Raw genomic sequence first — 18,111 nt, 5'->3', positions numbered from 1 at the left:
ATGGCTCCTTTGCTCGGGTTGCCTGACAGCAAACCCACTGTGGCACTCAGATGCCGGGAGCGGGAGCCATCCACCTCATCTGCTTCCGGGCGGAGGCAAAGTTCGCCTCTATGGCCGACATGAGGCGCAAGGCGGACCTGCCCGATGTTTCATGTGCGAACGCCTGAGACGCGAGCGCCGCCATTAACCATCGATTAACTATCCGGTCGCCTTTAATTCAATTTTGCAGCATACTGATTTGGGTAGCGAGGTTGCTCAAGGAGACTGGAACAAGAGGGTAATTCTCCTGTTCGCGCACTTGTCCCTTCACTCGTGCGCGACAGTCGAAATTGTAAAAAGAAACGACGGAACACCGTCGTCTCATGGGGAGGCGCCAGCATCATGTTTGATGAGGAGCGCCTGAATGAAGATCGAAGACGCAGTTACGGCTGTGACGTCAGAACCGAGCACGCTCATGTCTTGCCTCGGCCAGCCCGTTGTCGCCTACCACGTCATGGAAATCATGAGAGAGACAGACCTGGCCCACGCCCGCGAGATGCAGCACGCGCTGATGCGACGAAGCATCGAGGCTCTTGTCGATGATGGCCTGGAAGGCGTCGCCGCCGAACATTTCGCATCCCAGTTCGACGGCCGCGTCGGCCTGACTTGGAGACTCCTACACGCATCCGACGGCGTGGCGCATTGATCACGACCAGAGCGGTCTTGGTCAAGCTCTGGCAAGATCAGCTTCGAGGCGCGAAGCCGATGATCGGCGAAGCCGCCGATCGTCGGTATTTCCGCATGGCTGCCGCCGATCTTGAGATTGCGGCTTGCAAGGAATAGGCATGGGCGGGCGAGGCCGATATTCTACGCTTGGATTCGTCGGTCCTCGACGCTCTGCCACTCTGGAAGCTGGACTACGAGATCGAAGCGTAGGGAAAAATCGCACGCCGGGGTGCAAAATCGCGACTTGGCGTAGAAAAGGCGGTGGCTCCCCGGGCCGGATTCGAACCAGCGACCAACCGGTTAACAGCCGGTTGCTCTACCACTGAGCTACCGGGGAACAGAGGCTCTTATGTGAGTGGGGCAGCCTATAGCAAACCCGTTTCGGCTTTGCAAAGAAGCATTTCGCATTTTTTCGGTGCTTTTTGGCGCAGGGCTTTCTGGCAATGGCCGGCGAGCGCCCTCATATGAGCTGTCTCTCGCCTGTCACGGAACAGAAAAGGCCGCTGCGGCTTTCTCCGGCTGATGGTGCTACTGATGCAAACGGATCGACATTTCACATGACGGCAATGAGCGACGAACAGCCACCGGCCCGGAAAATCTCGGTCTTCGGCCGCCAGTTCACCATGCCGCGCTCGCGCGGCCTCAGGATTGCGATCGGCGTCGTGCTGATCATCGGCGGCATTCTCGGTTTCCTGCCGATCCTGGGTTTCTGGATGGTACCGATCGGATTGCTGGTACTCTCCTACGAATTCGCATTGGTGCGCCGTCACCGGCGCCGCTTCGTCGTCTGGTGGGAGCGACGGCGCCGGCCCGATTGAGGTTGCCCTGCTGGAAACAGGCAATTGTTTGAGAGCGGCGTGGTCCGTCTAGGCATCACCGAGGTTGGTCGAAGCAGCTTTCCAGGCGTTCGCAAAGCTCCTTGAGAACGGCGGTAGCCGATGCCAGCCGCGCCCGGTCGCGCGGCGGCAGGCTGTTTGCGCCTTCTATGCCGAGGCGGTCGATGGCATAGCGCACAAGCTCTGCAGACTGCGACAATCCGCGCGGTGTGCCGTCTTTCGTAGCTGCTCGAGCCATGGCGGAGCCTCCTATCTGCCCAACGTGGCCGCCGGTTTCGGGTTCCTGTCGCCGCGCATCATGCTTAACGATAAGCTAATATATTATTGCTAGCATGGCATTGCGTTGATAAGCAGTGCCTCGATGTCGGAAGAACCGTTGGGAATGCATGGTGGCCGCTTGACGGCATTTTCGCCGCAACCTATTGGAGCCGGGTGGAACGCCGGGAGCAATGAGGCCTCGTGGCGGAGTGGTTACGCAGAGGACTGCAAATCCTTGCACCCCGGTTCGATTCCGGGCGAGGCCTCCAATGCCCGAGCTCCCGCGCGTCAGCGCCAGGGGGCTTCAGTTCCGGTCGAAACAGCCGCGGTCTTTGCGCGGCAAGCGGATGGTTGGAACATGAGCGCTGATTTTGCCGAACGCCGGGTGAAGATGGTCGACGGCCAGATCCGCACCACCGACGTGACCAGCGCGCCATTGCTCGAGGCGATGCTTGTCGTGCCGCGCGAGGCCTTTGTCGGCGCCGGCCAGCGCGATCTTGCCTATATCGATGAGGACATCCGCATTGCCGATACGGCCGATGGTCCGCGCTATCTGATGGAACCGTCGCCATTGGCCAAGCTGATGCAGCTGGCCGATGTCGGCCCAAGCGATTCGGCACTCGATGTCGGCTGCGGCACCGGCTATGCGGCGGCGATCCTGTCGCGGCTGGCAAGGTCCGTGGTCGCGCTGGAAAGCGATGTGGCGCTCGCCGAGAGCGCCACGTCGACGCTCGCGGCACTTGGTTGCGCCAATGTCACGGTGGTCCAGGGACCGCTGCCGCAAGGCCATGCTGCCAGGGCGCCTTACGACGTCATCCTGATCGGCGGCAGCGTCGGCGAGGTGCCGACGGCGCTGTTCGATCAGCTTGCCGAAGGCGGCCGACTCGTCGCCGTTGAAGGGCAGGGCAATTCGGGCGTAGCCCGGCTTTTTTTTAAGACTGGAGGGGTTGTAACGGGAAGACGCGCGTTTAATGCGGCAATTAAGCCACTACCGGGATTCGAACGCATTCCCGCCTTCGAATTCTGAGTGATTTTGCCTTGCAGCGAAGGCGTTGTCATGATCGCTTGCGTTTGAACAATCGTTGCTGATCTGCATAACCGGGTGTTTCTTGGGGGCTTTCAGCGGGGGAACGATAAAAAACGCGGCGCCGGCTGATCAGAGGAGAAGCCAGCGTGGCGCAGTTCCCGTGCAAAACGAATGAGGGAATATAACGTGCCGTCTGTACGCAAGTTGCTTTTTACCGCTGTCCTCGTTTCGGCGACAGCGCTTTCTCCACTGGCCGCCTCGGCCGAAACCATCCTCGGGGCACTTTCAAAGGCCTATCAGAACAATTCCTCGCTTAATTCTTCACGCGCCGGCGCCCGCGTCACCGACGAGGGCGTCGCCATCGCCAAGTCCGGCTGGCGCCCGACCATCACTGGTTCCGGAAGTATTGATTATACCGCCAGCCACAGCAATCGGTTGCACCGAAACATCTCGATAACCACCGGCAACTTCGGCGTCGAGATCGACCAGACGCTGTTTGACGGTTTTCAGACCAGGAACAATGTGGCGGCCGCCGAATCGCGGGTCCGCGCTTCGTTCGAAAGCCTGCGCAACGCCGAAGAAAACACTCTTTTCAACGCGGCAAGTGCCTATATGGACGTTATCCGCGACCGCCAGGTCGCCGTGCTGACCGAACAGAACCTGCAATTCCTGACCGAGCAGGCGCGTGCGGCGCGTTCGCGCTTCGAGGTCGGCGAAGGTACGCGCACCGACGTCGCGCAAGCCGACGCCCAGCGTGCCTCCGCGGTGGCGCAGTTGAGCGCCGCCCGCGCGACGGCGCTGGCAAGCGCTGCGACCTATCGCCAGATCGTCGGCGACGAGCCGGGCAGGCTCAGGCCGGCTTCGCCGGTGTCGAAGCTGTTGCCGTCGAGCCTCGATGCGGCGATTGCGATCGCATCGGCCGAGCATCCGGCCATCCTCGCCACCGCGCATCTGGTCGACGCGGCGGCGTTTTCGGTGAAGTCTGCCGAAGGCGCGTTGCTGCCGCAACTATCGGCGTCGGCAGGTGTTTCGAGCGCCATTCGCGGCACCGCGCCGGGCTCGCTCTCCTCGACACAGGATGGCGTAACCAATTCGGCGAACATCGGCGCGACATTGACGATACCGATCTATTCCGGCGGCCGGACCTCGGCATTGGTTCGCCAATCAAAGGAATCACTTAGCCAGGCCCGTATCGAGGTCGATGTCAGCCGCGACACCGTGCGCCAAGCGGTGACCTCGGCATGGTCGCAATACACCGCCGCGCAGCAAAGCGTCACGGCCAACCGGCAGGTGGTCGCCGCCGCACAGCTTGCCCTGAACGGCGTCATCGAAGAGCGCAATGTCGGCCAGCGCACCACGCTCGACGTGCTCAACGCGCAGGCGACCCTCATCACCGCCAAGATCAATCTTGTCAGCGCCGAACGCGACGTGGTGGTGGCAAGCTATGCCATCCTCTCGGCGGTTGGCCATTTGTCGGCAGAGCGCCTTGCGCTCAACGTGACGAAGTACAGGCCGGAAGAGCATTACAACGCCGTCAAGGACAAGTGGATCGGCCTGCGCACGCCGGACGGCCGCTGATCGCCAAGGCGTGTTTTCAGCCCGCGCTCGAACGACGCGCGGGCTTCAACTCCCGACCCTAATCTGTTGAAATCCGAGATGTCGCCAGATTGGGGATTCTCGCAAGGCGTTCCGTCGGTTACGCTGTTGCCATGATTCGAATCCGGCATTGCCGGACAGGAAATCTGAGAACGAGTCACAAGGGCGGCGGATGTGACGATGGCGACGGCGAGCAGCGTACAGCGCGAACCTTCCATGGAAGAGATACTGGCTTCCATCAGAAGGATCATCGAGGACAGCGATACCGGCCGCAAGCAGCCGGGCGACGCGGACGAGCTGCGCCAGGATCTGCAACCGGCGCCGGCAGCCGGACGGGCAGCGGAGGGGGATGCGTTCCGCTCCGAACTGCGCGGCGGACTGGAGATCGCCAAGCCGGCCACGCGCGCCGAGGTGCAGCCAGCGGCCGCGCCGGTCATTGAGCGCCTGGAAACGCCGCTGCGCCCCGGCCCTGTAAAAGCAGCGGTGACGCTGGCTGAGGTGAACGCCGCTCCCGAACCGCCCGCAAAGCCGGATCGGCCTGCGACGGCCAAGGCTGCCGAGACGACCGACACTATCATCGCCGATTGGCGGCGCGAGATCGCCGCGGTCGGCGACGCGATAGCCAAGCCGGAGCGCGCCGAGCCACTCCGTACGCCGGACGCCAAGCCGAAAGCCGAGGTTTTCGAGGGCGAGGCGAGTGCTGGACCTGCGCCAGAGCCTTCGGAAATTGGGCCGGAGCTTTCGGAAAGTGGCCCGGAACCTTCGAAAATCGGCCCGGAACCTTCGAAAATCGGCCCGGAATCTTCGAAAATCGGATTGGCGCGTCCGGCGGCCAGCGAGGCGCCGCCCGCACGTCCGGCGATCCTTTCGGAGCATACGGGCCGGCAGGTTGCCGCCGCCTTCGGCGAGCTCTCCGACGCGTTTGCCAGCCGCAGCAAGAAGACCTTCGACGAGATGGCCGAGGAGATGCTGCGGCCCATGCTGCAGGACTGGCTGGACAACAACCTGCCGACGCTGGTCGAGCGGCTGGTGCGCGAGGAAATCGAGCGCGTCGCGCGCGGCGCGCAGTAGCACAGCAGCCTGCAGCCAGGAGAAGTTATTATGGGCTATCTGGAGCTCTCGTGAGCGCTAGGCGGTTCAGCGCGGCCATTTCAAGCCTTATCGCCACACGTCGCCGTTCGGACTGAGCCGACTGCCCCGGCTTTGGGAAAGCCATGTCGAATTCGAGCGCGATGACCCCGCGGAACGGACAAACTCGTGTGATCCGTAGCGTGGAACAAACCCGCCGCCCTTGCGGTTGACTTGGCAACAACCTTCCGATTTACACCGGACCACAAATTCCGGACAGCGCGGACCGTTTTCCCATGCTCGAAAAGACCTACGACGCCAAAGCCGTCGAGCCGAAGATTGCCAGGATCTGGGAAGAGGCCGACGCGTTTCGGGCCGGGGCCGGGGCCGAGGAGGGGGCTGAAGCCTTCACCATCGTCATCCCGCCGCCGAACGTCACCGGCTCGCTGCATATGGGCCACGCGCTCAACAACACGCTGCAGGACATTCTGGTGCGCTTCGAGCGCATGCGCGGCAAGAACGTCTTGTGGCAGCCGGGCATGGATCATGCCGGCATCGCCACGCAGATGGTGGTCGAGCGCCAGCTGATGGAAAAGCAGATCCACCGCCGCGACCTGACGCGCGATGAGTTCATCGACAAGGTCTGGGAGTGGAAGGCCGAGTCCGGCGGCGCCATCCTCAACCAGCTGAAGCGGCTCGGAGCCTCGGCCGACTGGAGCCGGGAGCGCTTCACTATGGACGAAGGCCTGTCCAAGGCCGTGCTCGAAGTGTTCGTGACGCTCTACAAGGAAGGGCTGATCTACAAGGACAAGCGCCTTGTGAACTGGGACCCGAAGCTGTTGACCGCCATCTCGGATCTCGAGGTCGAGCAGCAGGAAGTCAACGGCAATCTGTGGCACTTCCGCTATCCGGTCGCGGGCGTGACCTTCGATCCGGAGAATCCGAAGACCTTCATCACCGTTGCGACGACCCGCCCGGAGACGATGCTGGGCGATACGGCTGTAGCAGTCCACCCCGACGACGAACGTTTCCGGCATCTTGTCGGCAAGAACCTCATCCTGCCGATCGTCGGCCGCAAGATCCCGGTGGTGGCGGACGAGTATTCCGATCCCGAAAAAGGCAGCGGTGCGGTCAAGATCACGCCGGCGCATGACTTCAACGATTTCGAGGTCGGCAAGCGCCACCGGCTGCCGGCGGTCAACATCCTCACCGTCAATGCGGCGGTGAGCCTCAAGGACAATGAGGACTTTCTCGCCGGACTGGAAGTGACGCCGGAGCGCCAGGCCGTCTGGGACAGCCTGGACGGCCTCGACCGTTTCGATGCGCGCAGGAAGATCGTCGAGCTGATGGAGGCGGGCGGCTTTCTCGAGAAGGTCGAGCCGCATCGCCACACTGTCCCGCACGGCGACCGTGGCGGCGTGCCGATCGAGCCGTTTCTGACCGACCAGTGGTATGTCAATGCGGCGGAACTGGCCAAGCCGGCGATCGCCTCGGTGCGCGAGAGCCGTACCAATTTCGTGCCCAAAAACTGGGAAAAGACCTATTTCGACTGGATGGAGAACATCCAGCCCTGGTGCATTTCGCGCCAGCTCTGGTGGGGCCACCAGATCCCTGCCTGGTACGGCCCGGACGGGCATGTCTTTGTCGAAAAGACCGAGGAAGAAGCGCTCGGTGCCGCCGTCGAATATTATCTGGCGCTGGAAGGGCCGTGGAAGGCCTGGGTCGAGGACAAGCTCGAGAATTTCCAGCCTGGCGAGATCCTGACCCGCGACGAGGACGTGCTCGATACATGGTTCTCGTCGGCGCTGTGGCCGTTCTCGACGCTCGGCTGGCCGGACCAGACGCCGGAGCTGAAGACCTATTACCCGACCGACGTGCTGGTCACCGGTTTCGACATCATCTTCTTCTGGGTCGCCCGCATGATGATGATGGGCCTGCATTTCATGGACCAGGAGCCGTTCCACACGGTCTATGTCCATGCGCTGGTTCGCGACAAGAACGGGCAGAAGATGTCGAAGTCGAAAGGCAACGTCATCGATCCGCTCGAGCTCATCGACGAATATGGCGCCGATGCGCTGCGCTTCACCTTGACGGTGATGGCAGCGCAAGGGCGCGACGTTAAGCTCGATCCGGCCCGCATTGCCGGTTACCGCAATTTCGGCACCAAGCTGTGGAACGCGACGCGTTTTGCCGAGATGAACGAAGTGGCGCGCGACGACGATTTCTGGCTGCAGGACGCCAAGCTCGCGGTCAATCGCTGGATCCTGACGGAGCTGACGCGAGCCGCGCGAGACATAACCGACGGTATCACCTCATACCGCTTCAACGAGGCGGCGGGCGCCGCCTACCGGTTCGTATGGAACCAATTCTGCGACTGGTACCTGGAACTGCTGAAGCCGGTGTTCATGGGCGCCGACGAGGCCGCCAAGGCCGAGAGCAGGGCATGCGTCGCCTTCGTGCTGGACGAGATCTATAAGCTGCTGCATCCGATGATGCCGTTCATGACCGAGGAACTGTGGGCCGAAACCGCCGGCGAGGGCAGGCAACGGCCGTCGCTGCTTTGTCATGCGGCTTGGCCGTCGCCCGATTTCGAGGACGAGGAGGCCGCCGCCGATATCAACTGGCTGGTCGATCTCGTCTCCGGCATCCGCTCGGTGCGTTCGGAAATGAACGTGCCGCCGGCGGCGATAGCTCCCCTGATGGTGATCGGTGCCAATGACACGACACACGAAAGGCTGGAGCGCCAGGCATCGGCAATCAAGCGGCTGGCGCGGGTCGGCGACATCTCGCTGGTCGATGCGGCACCCAAGGGCTCCGCGCAGATCGTGCTTAACGAAGCGACCATCTGCCTGCCGCTCGGCAGCCTGATCGACCTTGCCGCGGAGGCAGCGCGCCTGCAGAAGGAACTTGCCAAGGTGACCGAGGAAATAGCGCGGCTCTACAAGAAGCTGTCCAACGAGAAATTCGTCGCCAACGCGCCGGAAGAGGTGGTGGAGGCCGAGCGCGAAAAACTCGCCGAATATCGCGAGGCGCAAGAGAAGCTTTCGGTGGCATTGACGCGGGTACGCGAGGCCGGCTGATCAAACAAATTGGGCCGGCTGGCCGGGATAGATTCGCCGGTCACGAATCTGCTTTCCAGATAGGCCGCCTGCCACGAAAACAGGCATTCCGCAGCGTAAATCTTGAGGCAAACTGAATGTTTTTGCCCCATTGTTGCCGTAATGTAACAATGGCTGACTGGGCACTCAAAATGCACTGTTCTGTAGTGATTTGGGCGGTTTTCCCGAGTTTTCTCGTCGATTTGTATTGAGGCGGCCATTTTCCCGTCTCGGGAAGAAGGCCGACACCTTGTCGGAAATGCGTTCAGCCAAGGTGTACATGTACGCACGGCGAATTCGTTGTTGCGCCGTTAACCTGAATTGGTTCTAGCTTGATGCAAGGATATTTCGGGGAGGAGATTCATGTGTTATTCGCGTCTGAAAGTGCTGCTGGGCGCGGGGGCTTTTTCGCTGGCTTTGGCTGGGACGGTGCAAGCCGGGGGCTTTGACCGGGGCGGCGTCAACATCGACCAGCTGTTCGACGCGGCGCCATATTCGTTCGATGCGGGCGTCACCTATGTTTCGCCGCAGCGCAAACTCAAGAATGTGCAGCGCCTCGACGGCTCGGGTTTGTCGACATCGGAGGTGGACGTTGGTGGCGACTATGCGGTGCCGCATGTCGGCATCAAGGCCAACATCTTTGAGCCCGTAGACTGTCTTGCCACCTATACGAGACCGTATGGTGCGGACGCAAATTTCGGCATGAACAACGCCTATTCACCGACAGCGGTCAAATACGCCGTCGACACAGACGATTTCGGTCTCACCTGCTCTTACAAGGTGAACGTCGGCAAGGGCTCCATACGATTCATCGGCGGCGTCTCCTACCAGCAGGTCGACGCGTTTCTGTCCCGCCAGACACTGCTCGCCTTCGGCAATACCGGCCTCGGCGTATTCAAGCTATCCGACGAGGCGTGGGGTTGGCGTGCGGGCGCAGCCTATGAGATCCCCGAGATCGCTCTGCGCGCCAGCCTGATGTACTCTTCCAGCTACAAATATGACGGGCTGTCGGGAACGGTCGACACGACCGGCTTCAGGGGCGCCTTTCCAGCGGATCTGGTTCCTGGCTCCACCGGGGTGTACCCAGTCTCGGCGTCGGCTGAGATACCTCAGGCTCTGGAATTCAAGCTGCAGAGCGGTATAGCTCCTGGCTGGCTGGCCTTCGGTTCCATCCGCTGGCAGGAGTGGAGCAAGCTTGGCGTCATTGCCATCAATGGCGTACGCAGTCCGGTGACCGGTGCTCCCTCGCCCGTTTCATTCGACCTGCTTTATCGCGACGGCTGGACGGTCACGGGCGGTATCGGTCACAAGTTCACCGATCAATTGTCGGGCGTGGTTTCGCTGACCTGGGATCGCGGCACCTCGACGACCTCGGGCTATCAGTCGGATACCTGGGCCGTTGCCAGCGGCGTCTCCTATTCGCCGAACGACCAGGTCGAGGTCAGGCTCGGCGGCTCGATCGGTGTGCTGACGAGCGGGTCATCGACTTTCAGCGGTGTCGGCGACGTGGCAAATGCCGTCACCTATACCTACGGCAACGACCTGCTTCTCGCCGGTTCGGCTTCCGTCAAGATCAAGTTCTAACTACAGATTTTTAAACGACAAAACGGCCGGGCGTTGCCCGGCCGTTTTGTTCGGTGCATCATCCGGCGTTCGGCCAGCGCAACAATTGGCCCATGATGTTCGCTCCGATAATTGTGACGTTTTGGCAACAGTTTCTGAACAACCCTCGCGCCACCCGGCCGCCCGGGAACATTGCCTATTTCCCGCCATAAACCCGGCGCACCTCAAACTTGTCTCGGGACACGCGCCAAAAAGCTAGGCGAAGAGGCAGGCCGCACCGCCCGCGGCAAGGACGAGTATGGACGCCAGAGGGATCTCCAAGGCCAAGCTGCCGAGCCGCCACGTGACCGTTGGTCCCGAGCGGGCACCGCATCGCTCCTACCTCTATGCGATGGGGCTGTCGGCGGCCGAGATCGCGCAGCCGCTGGTCGGTGTCGCCAGCTGCTGGAACGAAGCAGCACCCTGCAACATCTCGCTGATGCGCCAGGCGCAAGTGGTCAAGAAGGGCGTGGCATCCGCCAATGGCACGCCACGCGAATTCTGCACCATCACCGTCACCGACGGCATCGCCATGGGCCATCAGGGCATGAAGTCGTCGCTGGTGTCGCGCGAGGTCATCGCCGACTCGGTCGAGCTCACGATGCGCGGCCATTGCTACGATGCGTTGGTCGGATTGGCCGGTTGCGACAAGTCGCTGCCCGGCATGATGATGGCCATGGTGCGCCTCAACGTACCGTCGATCTTCATCTATGGCGGCTCGATCCTGCCCGGCAGCTACCGTGGCCGGCAGATCACTGTACAGGACGTGTTCGAGGCGGTGGGCCAGCATTCGGTCGGCACCATCAGCGACGCCGAGCTGCTCGAGATCGAGCAAGCCGCCTGTCCGTCTGCCGGCTCCTGCGGCGCCCAGTTCACCGCCAATACCATGGCCACCGTCGCTGAGGCGATCGGCCTGGCGCTGCCCTATTCCTGCGGCGCGCCGGCACCCTACGAGATGCGCGACCGCTTCAATTTCGCTTCCGGCGAAAAGATCATGGAGCTGATCGCAAGGAACATCCGCCCGCGCGACATCGTTACTATAGAAGCGTTGGAAAATGCCGCGACCGTGGTCTCGGCCACCGGCGGCTCGACCAACGCGGCGCTGCATCTGCCGGCGATCGCGCACGAGGCCGGGATAAAGTTCGATCTTTTCGACGTGGCCAGGATATTCGAGAAAACACCCTATATCGCCGACCTCAAGCCGGGCGGCAAATACGTCGCCAAGGACATGTTCGAGGCCGGCGGCATTCCGCTCTTGATGAAGACGCTGCTCGACCATGGCTATCTTCATGGCGATTGCCTGACGGTGACCGGCCGCACTTTGGCCGAAAATATGGAACATGTTTCCTGGAATGACAGTCAGGATGTGGTCCGTCCCGCCAACAGGCCGATTACCCAGACCGGCGGGGTCGTGGGCTTGAAGGGTAACCTTGCCCCCGAAGGCGCGATCGTGAAGGTCGCTGGTATGGCGGAACTGAAATTCTCGGGTCCGGCGCGCTGCTTCGATTCGGAAGAGGAATGTTTCGAAGCGGTTACACATCGCAACTACAGGGAAGGCGAGGTTCTCGTCATCCGTTACGAGGGTCCGCGCGGCGGCCCGGGCATGCGCGAAATGCTGTCGACGACGGCGGCTCTCTACGGCCAGGGCATGGGCGGCAAGGTGGCGCTCATCACCGACGGGCGTTTTTCGGGCGCAACGCGCGGTTTCTGCATCGGCCATGTCGGGCCGGAAGCGGCAGTGGGCGGCCCGATCGGGCTGCTTAGGGATGGCGACTTGATCTCGATCGATGCGGTGAACGGCACGATCGAGGTTGCATTGTCCAAAGCCGAACTGGCGGCGAGGGCAAAAGCATGGAAGGCGCGCACGACCGATTATCAGTCGGGCGCGATCTGGAAATACGCACAGACGGTCGGATCTGCCCGCGACGGCGCGGTCACCCATCCCGGCGGTGCCAAAGAAACACACTGCTATGCGGACATCTGAGTTGTTGAGGTCGTCTGTCCTTTCGGCACTGGTTGCGCTCGCCACTTTTGGCGCGACCTTGGGCGCCGTCGGCCAGGCCATGGCTTTCGACGACAAGGTATTCGACGACAAGACCGGCGTGAAGCCGCAGTCGAGCCCTTGGGCGGTGTTCCAGTTCGGCTTTTCCGCCTACAAGAACGGCCATAAGGAGCAGGCCGCGGAAGCGTATAAATATGCCGCCGAGAACGGCCAGATCGGCGCCACCTGGAAGCTTGCGCGCATGTATGCGGAAGGCGACGGCGTGGCGCGAGACGACTACGCGGCGTTCAAGTTCTTTAGCGAGATCGTCGACCAGGATGTCGAGCCCGGTTCGCCCGAGGAAAGCTATGTTTCGGACGCGCTGGTGGCGCTTGGCGACTATCTGAGGAAAGGCATTCCCGGCAGCCCCGTCGAGGAGAACGAGGTGGCGGCCCAGGAATATTACATGCGTGCCGCCGCCAACTACCGCAACCCGAACGCCCAGTTCGAGATGGGCCAGATGTTCCTCAAGGGTGAGGGCGGCGTCAAGGCCAGCGTCAAGCAGGCCGGACGCTGGTTCCAGCTGGCGGCCGAAAAGGGCCACGCGGGCGCGCAGGCGACGCTCGGCAACCTGCTTTTCCAAAGCGGCAAGATCGTGCGGGGGCTGGCGATGATGACCGCGGCGCTCGAACGGGCCTCACCCGCCGACCAGCCATGGATCCGCGGCATGCAGGAAGAAGCGTTTGCGGCCGCCGGCGAAGCCGACCGCCGCACCGCGATCTCGCTGGCCGACGACATCCTCACCAAGGGTGGCGGCGACCAATAGGTCGGCGGGATTGTAGATTTAAATCAATTCGCGGTCGGTTCCGCCGGCACGCCGCCGGGCGCCGGTGTTGAGATCGGCGTGCCCTGCAGATGTGGGGCCAGTGTGTCCTCCGGGCAGCCGTCGCGGAGCTTTGTCCAGGACGTGTTGTTGAGCACCATGTCGCAACGGGCGAGATGGCTCCCGCCTGCAACCGTCAGGCAGGCGACCCGGCCGATCTGGAATGATTTGCCGTTGGCAAGGCATTCTGCATCGGCAAAAGCCGGCGTCGCTACCGCCATCGCAAGCGCGCAGCCGATCGGGCAGAATGCAAATCGAGTAGTCATGGGAACCCCAGCCACCATGATGATTTCCCATCAAGCGCGCGATTTGTGGCGATAAGAGGTCAACTTATCAATGTGCCGCCGGACAGCAGCTCCGGTCAGGCCGGCTGCAGCGCCAGATCGATCGCCACCGGTACGTGGTCGGAGGGCTTTTCCCAGGCGCGCACCTGTTTTTCGATCGAGGCCGAGGAAAACCAGTTGGCGGCCTCGGGCGACAAAAGCAGGTGGTCGATGCGGATGCCGTTGTTCTTCTGCCAGGCGCCGGCCTGATAGTCCCAGAACGTAAAGACGTCCGGGGCGTCGCTGACGGCACGCACGGCTTCGGTGAAGCCGAGATTCTTCAGCCGCCGGAACGCCTGCCGCGTCGCGGGTTGGAACAGCGCATCGCTTAGCCAGTTTTCCGGATATTTCGCGTCGATAGGCTCCGGAATGACATTGTAGTCGCCGGCCAGAACCAGCGGCTCTTCCAGTGCAAGCCGCTCCTCGGCCCAGCGCTCCAGCCGCGCCATCCAGGAAAGCTTGTAGGAGAACTTCTTCTCGTCGTCGATCGGGTTGCCGTTCGGCAGATAGATCGAGGCAACGCGCAAGGCGCCCTTGTCGGTCGAGAACACGCCTTCGATGAAACGCGCCTGCTCGTCGGCATCGTCGCCCGGCAAGCCGCGATTGACCTCGTCGAAACGCAGCTTCGACAGGATGGCGACGCCGTTGAAGCCTTTTTGGCCGTAAGTCTCGACATTGTAGCCGAGCGCCTCGATCTCGGCGCGAGGAAACTGCTCGTCGACGGTCTTGATCTCCTGCAGGCAGGCGATGTCTGGCGCGCTTTCCGTCAGCCAATGGGTCAAATTGCCGATGCGGGCGCGAACGCCGTTGATGTTCCAGGTGACGATTTTCATGACGGCCTCGATAGGCTGGTGGTCCGGAGACTAGCGATCCGGCGGGTGACGTTCGACAAGGCCGATCGTATTGCCTGCCGGGTCCTTTAGGAAGGCCATCCATTCGCTTTCCCCCGCCTGGCCGAACAGGCCTTCGGTGTCGCGATGGACGAGCGCCGGCGGCGCGGTGAAGGGGACGCCGGCGGCCTTTGCCGAAGCGTGGAACTCTTCGAGGCCCGAGATGTCGAGATAGACGGTGCCAGCCGGCAGGCCTCGGTGAAAAGCAGGCGCACGTCACCTGCCATGATGAAGGCGATGCCTGGAGGATCGAAACGCGCATGCAGGCTCATGCCGAGCACCTCGCGCCAGAACGCCAGCGTTGCGTCGAGGTCGCGTCCGGCGGAAAGCGCGACCTGACGGACCGCGCCGATGTCGGGCATTTCTAGATCGAGAAGCTGGTGCCGCAGCCGCAGGAGGCGACCGCATTGGGGTTTCTGATCTGGAACGACTGGCCCATCAGATCGTCGACGAAATCGATCACCGAGCCGCCCATATAGACCAGCGACAGGTCGTCGATCAGCACGGTGGCGCCGTCCTTTTCGATGGCGACGTCGTCGTCATTGCGCCTGTCGACCAGATCGAACTTGTAGGAGAAGCCGGAACAGCCGCCGCCCTCGACCGAAACGCGCAGGGCCGTCTTATCGGCTTCGCTCGCAACAATCTTGGCGATCCGCCTGGCGGCGGCGTCGGTCATCTCGACTTTCATGGCGGTCTTGGCATCAGCGCCCATGGGCGTCACCTTGCTTTCGGTTTTGTATGATAGGTATGAAGCGCGACGGGGCAAGTCAACTGCGGCATACGCTATGACCAACGAGTTGGGCGACATCGGATTCGGCTATCGGCCGCGCGCGGCCTATGCCAGCGACCCGGCGAAATCGCGCGGGCGGCTGTTCGACGAGGTGGAAAGCCCGACGCGCACGCCGTTCCAGCGCGACCGCGACCGCATCATCCATTCGACGGCGTTCCGCCGGCTGAAGCACAAGACGCAAGTGTTCGTCGCACATGAAGGCGACCATTACCGCACAAGGCTGACGCATTCGATCGAGGTGGCGCAAATTGCACGCGCTCTGGCGCGGGCGCTGCGCGGCGACGAGGACCTGGCCGAGGCGGTGGCCCTGGTGCACGACTTCGGCCACACGCCCTTCGGCCATACCGGCGAGGACGCGCTGAACGATAAGATGGCCGCCTGGGGCGGCTTCGACCACAATGCACAATCGCTGCGCGTGGTGACGCGGCTGGAGCGGCGCTATGCCGAGTTCGACGGGCTGAACCTCACCTGGGAAACGCTGGAGGGGCTGGTCAAGCACAATGGCCCGCTGACCGATGCCAAAGGGAAAGGGCTGAAGGGGCCGGTGCCGCAGGCAATCCGCGACTATTCCGAACTGCACGACCTCGAACTCGACCGCTTCGCCGGTATCGAGGCCCAGTGCGCGGCGATTGCCGACGACATCGCCTACAACACCCACGACATCGATGACGGCTTGAGGGCAGGGCTGTTGACGCTGGATATGCTGGAGGATGTCTCGCTGCCGGGGTCGATCCTCAAGGGCGTGCGTGAGCGCTATCCGGCGCTCGATGACGTACGCACCAGCCACGAGCTGATGCGCCGGCAGATCACCATCATGGTCGAGGACGTGATCGTCTCGACGACGGCCAATCTGGCGCGCATCAAACCCGGCAGCGCCGAAGCGGTAAGGGCGGCCGGCGAGACGATGGTGAGCTTCTCCGCCGAAACGGCCGCATCGGAAAAGGAGCTGAAGGCCTTTCTTTACAAGCACCTCTACCGGCACGCGGAGGTCATGCGGGTGCGCGCCGATGCCGACCAGATCGTCAGGGACCTGTTCGACGTTTATTTCGCCGATCCGCGCGCCATGCCGGATGGCTGGCGCGAAGGGCTCGACCGGGCAGAGGACCGCGTCAAGGCGCGCAGTGTTGCCGATTTCCTGGCCGGCATGACGGACACTTATGCGCTCAAGGAACACAGGCGTTTGTTTGACCATACGCCGGATTTGAGCTAGGGCGGGCTCGATTTGCCGGCCAACGCGCCGGATCCCTGCAAAACCGTCAGAGCCATAGCAATGAACATCTTCGCCGATTTCAACGCGCGAATCATAAAGGCCGTCGAAGCGCTTGATTTGAAAGACAAGGATGGCGTGTCGCCGGACCTGTCGCGCATCGCTGTCGAGCCGCCGCGCGATGCCAGCCATGGCGACCTCGCGACCAACGCAGCCATGGTGTTGGCCAAGCCGACCGGCCAGAACCCGCGTGCGCTGGCCGAAAGGCTGGCCGAGGCGCTGCGCGCCGACGAGGATATCGCGGCCGCCGAGATCGCCGGCCCGGGCTTTGTCAATCTCAGGCTCAAGGACGGCTTCTGGCAGGCGCATCTGACGGCGCTGCTCGGCGAAGGCCGCAACTACGGCCGCTCGACGGTCGGCGGCGGCAAGAAAACCAATGTCGAATATGTCTCGGCCAACCCGACCGGCCCGATGCATGTCGGGCATTGCCGGGGTGCCGTGGTCGGCGACGCGCTCGCCAATCTGATGGCCTTCGCCGGTTACGACGTGACCAAGGAATACGTCATCAACGATGCCGGTTCGCAAATCGATGTGCTCGGACGCTCGGTCATGCTGCGCTACCGCGAGGCGCTTGGCGATGAGATCGGCGACATTCCGGCCGGGCTTTATCCAGGCGACTATCTGATCCCCGTTGGTCAGGCGCTGGCCAACGAATTCGGCCGCTCCCTGCTGCAGATGCCGGACGAGGAGGCGCTTGCCATCGTCAAGGACAGGACGATCGATGCGATGATGACGATGATCCGCGAGGATCTGGCGCTGCTCAACGTGCATCACGACGTCTTCTTCTCCGAGCGGACGCTGCATGCCAACAATGCGAAGAAGATCCGCTCGGCGATCAGCGACCTGACGCTGAAGGGCCACATCTACAAGGGCAAGCTGCCGCCGCCCAAGGGCGAGAAGCCGGACGACTGGGAGGACCGCGAGCAGACGCTGTTCCGCTCGACCGCAGTCGGCGACGATATGGACCGGGCGCTGGTCAAGTCGGACGGCACCTTCACTTATTTCGCCGCCGACGTCGCTTATCTCAAGGACAAGGTCGATCGCGGCTTCGTCGATCTGATCTATGTGCTTGGCGCCGATCATGGCGGCTATGTGAAACGGCTGGAAGCGCTTGCCCGGGCGATTGCGGGCGACGAGGTCAAGCTAACCGTGCTGCTTTGCCAACTGGTGAGGCTGTTTCGCGCCGGCGAGCCGGTGCGCATGTCGAAGCGGTCCGGCGAGTTCGTGACCTTGCGCGAAGTGGTCGAGGAGGTTGGCCGCGACCCGATCCGCTTCATGATGCTCTATCGCAAGAACGACGCGCCGCTCGACTTCGACTTCGCCAAGGTGACCGAGCAGTCGAAGGACAATCCGGTGTTCTACGTGCAGTACGCCTCGGCGCGCTGCCATTCGGTGTTTCGGCAGGCGAGCGAGCAATTGGGCGAGGCCATGTTCGACCGCAACCAGCTGGCCGCCGAAGTGGCTTTGCTGACCGATGAGGGTGAGATCGGCCTGATCAGGAAACTCGCCGAATATCCGCGGCTGATCGAAGCGGCGGCGCTCGCGCTCGAGCCCCACCGGCTGGCATTTTACCTCTACGAACTCGCTTCCAGCTTCCACGGACACTGGAACCGGGGCACCGATAATCCCGACTTACGTTTTGTTAAGGTTAACGACCGACAATTGACGCATGCCAGACTAGGGCTGGTGCAGGCTGTTTCGGACGTTTTGACGTCCGGCCTGACGCTGATCGGAGCCAATGCGCCCACCGAAATGCGTTAGGTTTGAGTAAAAAACCTGTCACCTTT

At 62.3% G+C, this 18,111-nt stretch carries 15 protein-coding genes, 2 tRNA genes and 1 pseudogene; 12 read left to right on the top strand and 6 right to left on the bottom strand.

Features of this window, described 5'->3' with window-relative positions:
• Window positions 1-403 precede the first annotated feature (403 nt).
• Window positions 404-685, top strand: a complete 282-nt coding sequence (locus NKH70_RS27525) for a hypothetical protein (protein WP_352913379.1) — start codon at window positions 404-406, stop codon at window positions 683-685.
• Between the two features lie 282 nt (window positions 686-967).
• Here NKH70_RS27525 and NKH70_RS27520 read toward each other — a convergent pair.
• Window positions 968-1,042: transfer RNA gene (locus NKH70_RS27520), tRNA-Asn, on the bottom strand.
• Between the two features lie 220 nt (window positions 1,043-1,262).
• Between NKH70_RS27520 and NKH70_RS27515 the strand changes: the two genes are divergently transcribed.
• Window positions 1,263-1,523 carry a hypothetical protein gene (locus NKH70_RS27515; protein ID WP_023676401.1) on the top strand — a complete coding sequence of 87 codons (261 nt, stop codon included), beginning with the start codon at window positions 1,263-1,265 and terminating at the stop codon, window positions 1,521-1,523.
• Window positions 1,524-1,578: 55 nt separating this feature from the next.
• Here NKH70_RS27515 and NKH70_RS27510 read toward each other — a convergent pair whose 3' ends face one another.
• Window positions 1,579-1,779, bottom strand: coding sequence for a hypothetical protein (locus tag NKH70_RS27510; RefSeq protein ID WP_352913399.1), 201 nt, complete (start codon window positions 1,777-1,779; stop codon window positions 1,579-1,581).
• A gap of 215 nt (window positions 1,780-1,994) precedes the next feature.
• On the opposite strand from NKH70_RS27510, the gene NKH70_RS27505 reads away from it, so the two are divergent.
• The 8 genes from NKH70_RS27505 (at window position 1,995) to NKH70_RS27470 (ending at window position 12,997) form a co-directional block, all read left to right on the top strand.
• Window positions 1,995-2,068: transfer RNA gene (locus tag NKH70_RS27505), tRNA-Cys, on the top strand.
• A gap of 89 nt (window positions 2,069-2,157) precedes the next feature.
• On the top strand, window positions 2,158-2,826 hold the full coding sequence (locus tag NKH70_RS27500) for a protein-L-isoaspartate O-methyltransferase family protein (protein WP_352721647.1): 669 nt from the start codon (window positions 2,158-2,160) through the stop codon (window positions 2,824-2,826).
• A gap of 186 nt (window positions 2,827-3,012) precedes the next feature.
• Complete coding sequence (locus tag NKH70_RS27495) at window positions 3,013-4,404, top strand: TolC family outer membrane protein (RefSeq protein WP_352721649.1); 1,392 nt, start codon at window positions 3,013-3,015, stop codon at window positions 4,402-4,404.
• Window positions 4,405-4,602: 198 nt separating this feature from the next.
• Window positions 4,603-5,493 carry a DUF2497 domain-containing protein gene (locus tag NKH70_RS27490; protein WP_352913401.1) on the top strand — a complete coding sequence of 297 codons (891 nt, stop codon included), beginning with the start codon at window positions 4,603-4,605 and terminating at the stop codon, window positions 5,491-5,493.
• Window positions 5,494-5,786: 293 nt separating this feature from the next.
• Window positions 5,787-8,570 carry a valine--tRNA ligase gene (locus NKH70_RS27485; RefSeq protein WP_352913403.1) on the top strand — a complete coding sequence of 928 codons (2,784 nt, stop codon included), beginning with the start codon at window positions 5,787-5,789 and terminating at the stop codon, window positions 8,568-8,570.
• A 381-nt stretch (window positions 8,571-8,951) separates the two neighbouring features.
• Window positions 8,952-10,172 (top strand): OmpP1/FadL family transporter, encoded by a 1,221-nt coding sequence (locus NKH70_RS27480; protein ID WP_353026635.1) that lies wholly within the window; start codon window positions 8,952-8,954, stop codon window positions 10,170-10,172.
• Between the two features lie 277 nt (window positions 10,173-10,449).
• The gene (ilvD, locus tag NKH70_RS27475) at window positions 10,450-12,174 is read left to right on the top strand and encodes a dihydroxy-acid dehydratase (protein WP_352721656.1); all 1,725 of its coding nucleotides are present in this window, start codon (window positions 10,450-10,452) and stop codon (window positions 12,172-12,174) included.
• Window positions 12,161-12,997 (top strand): tetratricopeptide repeat protein, encoded by an 837-nt coding sequence (locus NKH70_RS27470; protein ID WP_023678939.1) that lies wholly within the window; start codon window positions 12,161-12,163, stop codon window positions 12,995-12,997. Before ilvD ends, NKH70_RS27470 begins: the two co-directional genes overlap by 14 nt.
• Window positions 12,998-13,020: 23 nt before the next feature.
• Here the strand turns inward: NKH70_RS27470 and NKH70_RS27465 are convergent, their stop codons facing one another.
• The 4 genes and pseudogenes from NKH70_RS27465 to erpA all read right to left on the bottom strand — a co-directional run bounded on the left by NKH70_RS27465 (window position 13,021) and on the right by erpA (window position 14,979).
• Window positions 13,021-13,338, bottom strand: a complete 318-nt coding sequence (locus NKH70_RS27465) for a hypothetical protein (RefSeq protein WP_352721657.1) — start codon at window positions 13,336-13,338, stop codon at window positions 13,021-13,023.
• Between the two features lie 77 nt (window positions 13,339-13,415).
• Entirely contained in the window at window positions 13,416-14,210 is a 795-nt protein-coding gene (xth, locus tag NKH70_RS27460) for an exodeoxyribonuclease III (protein WP_352721659.1), read from the bottom strand.
• A gap of 30 nt (window positions 14,211-14,240) precedes the next feature.
• Window positions 14,241-14,629: pseudogene (locus tag NKH70_RS27455) on the bottom strand (VOC family protein).
• 2 nt (window positions 14,630-14,631) lie between these two features.
• A complete protein-coding gene (gene erpA, locus NKH70_RS27450) occupies window positions 14,632-14,979 on the bottom strand; it encodes an iron-sulfur cluster insertion protein ErpA (protein ID WP_352913405.1) in 348 nt (115 codons plus the stop codon).
• 73 nt (window positions 14,980-15,052) lie between these two features.
• Here erpA and NKH70_RS27445 point away from each other — a divergent pair, with 73 nt between their 5' ends.
• Together NKH70_RS27445 and argS are read left to right on the top strand one after the other, a co-directional pair.
• The gene (locus NKH70_RS27445) at window positions 15,053-16,267 is read left to right on the top strand and encodes a deoxyguanosinetriphosphate triphosphohydrolase (protein WP_352721661.1); all 1,215 of its coding nucleotides are present in this window, start codon (window positions 15,053-15,055) and stop codon (window positions 16,265-16,267) included.
• A gap of 60 nt (window positions 16,268-16,327) precedes the next feature.
• A complete protein-coding gene (gene argS, locus NKH70_RS27440; protein ID WP_353026631.1) occupies window positions 16,328-18,085 on the top strand; it encodes an arginine--tRNA ligase in 1,758 nt (585 codons plus the stop codon).
• Window positions 18,086-18,111: the final 26 nt, after the last annotated feature.

Source organism: Mesorhizobium sp. M0991, assembly GCF_040318915.1.
Classification (GTDB): Bacteria; Pseudomonadota; Alphaproteobacteria; order Rhizobiales; family Rhizobiaceae; genus Mesorhizobium.
The sequence above is the reverse complement of the archived record's forward strand: the minus strand, read 5'-3'. Positions and strand labels throughout refer to the sequence as shown.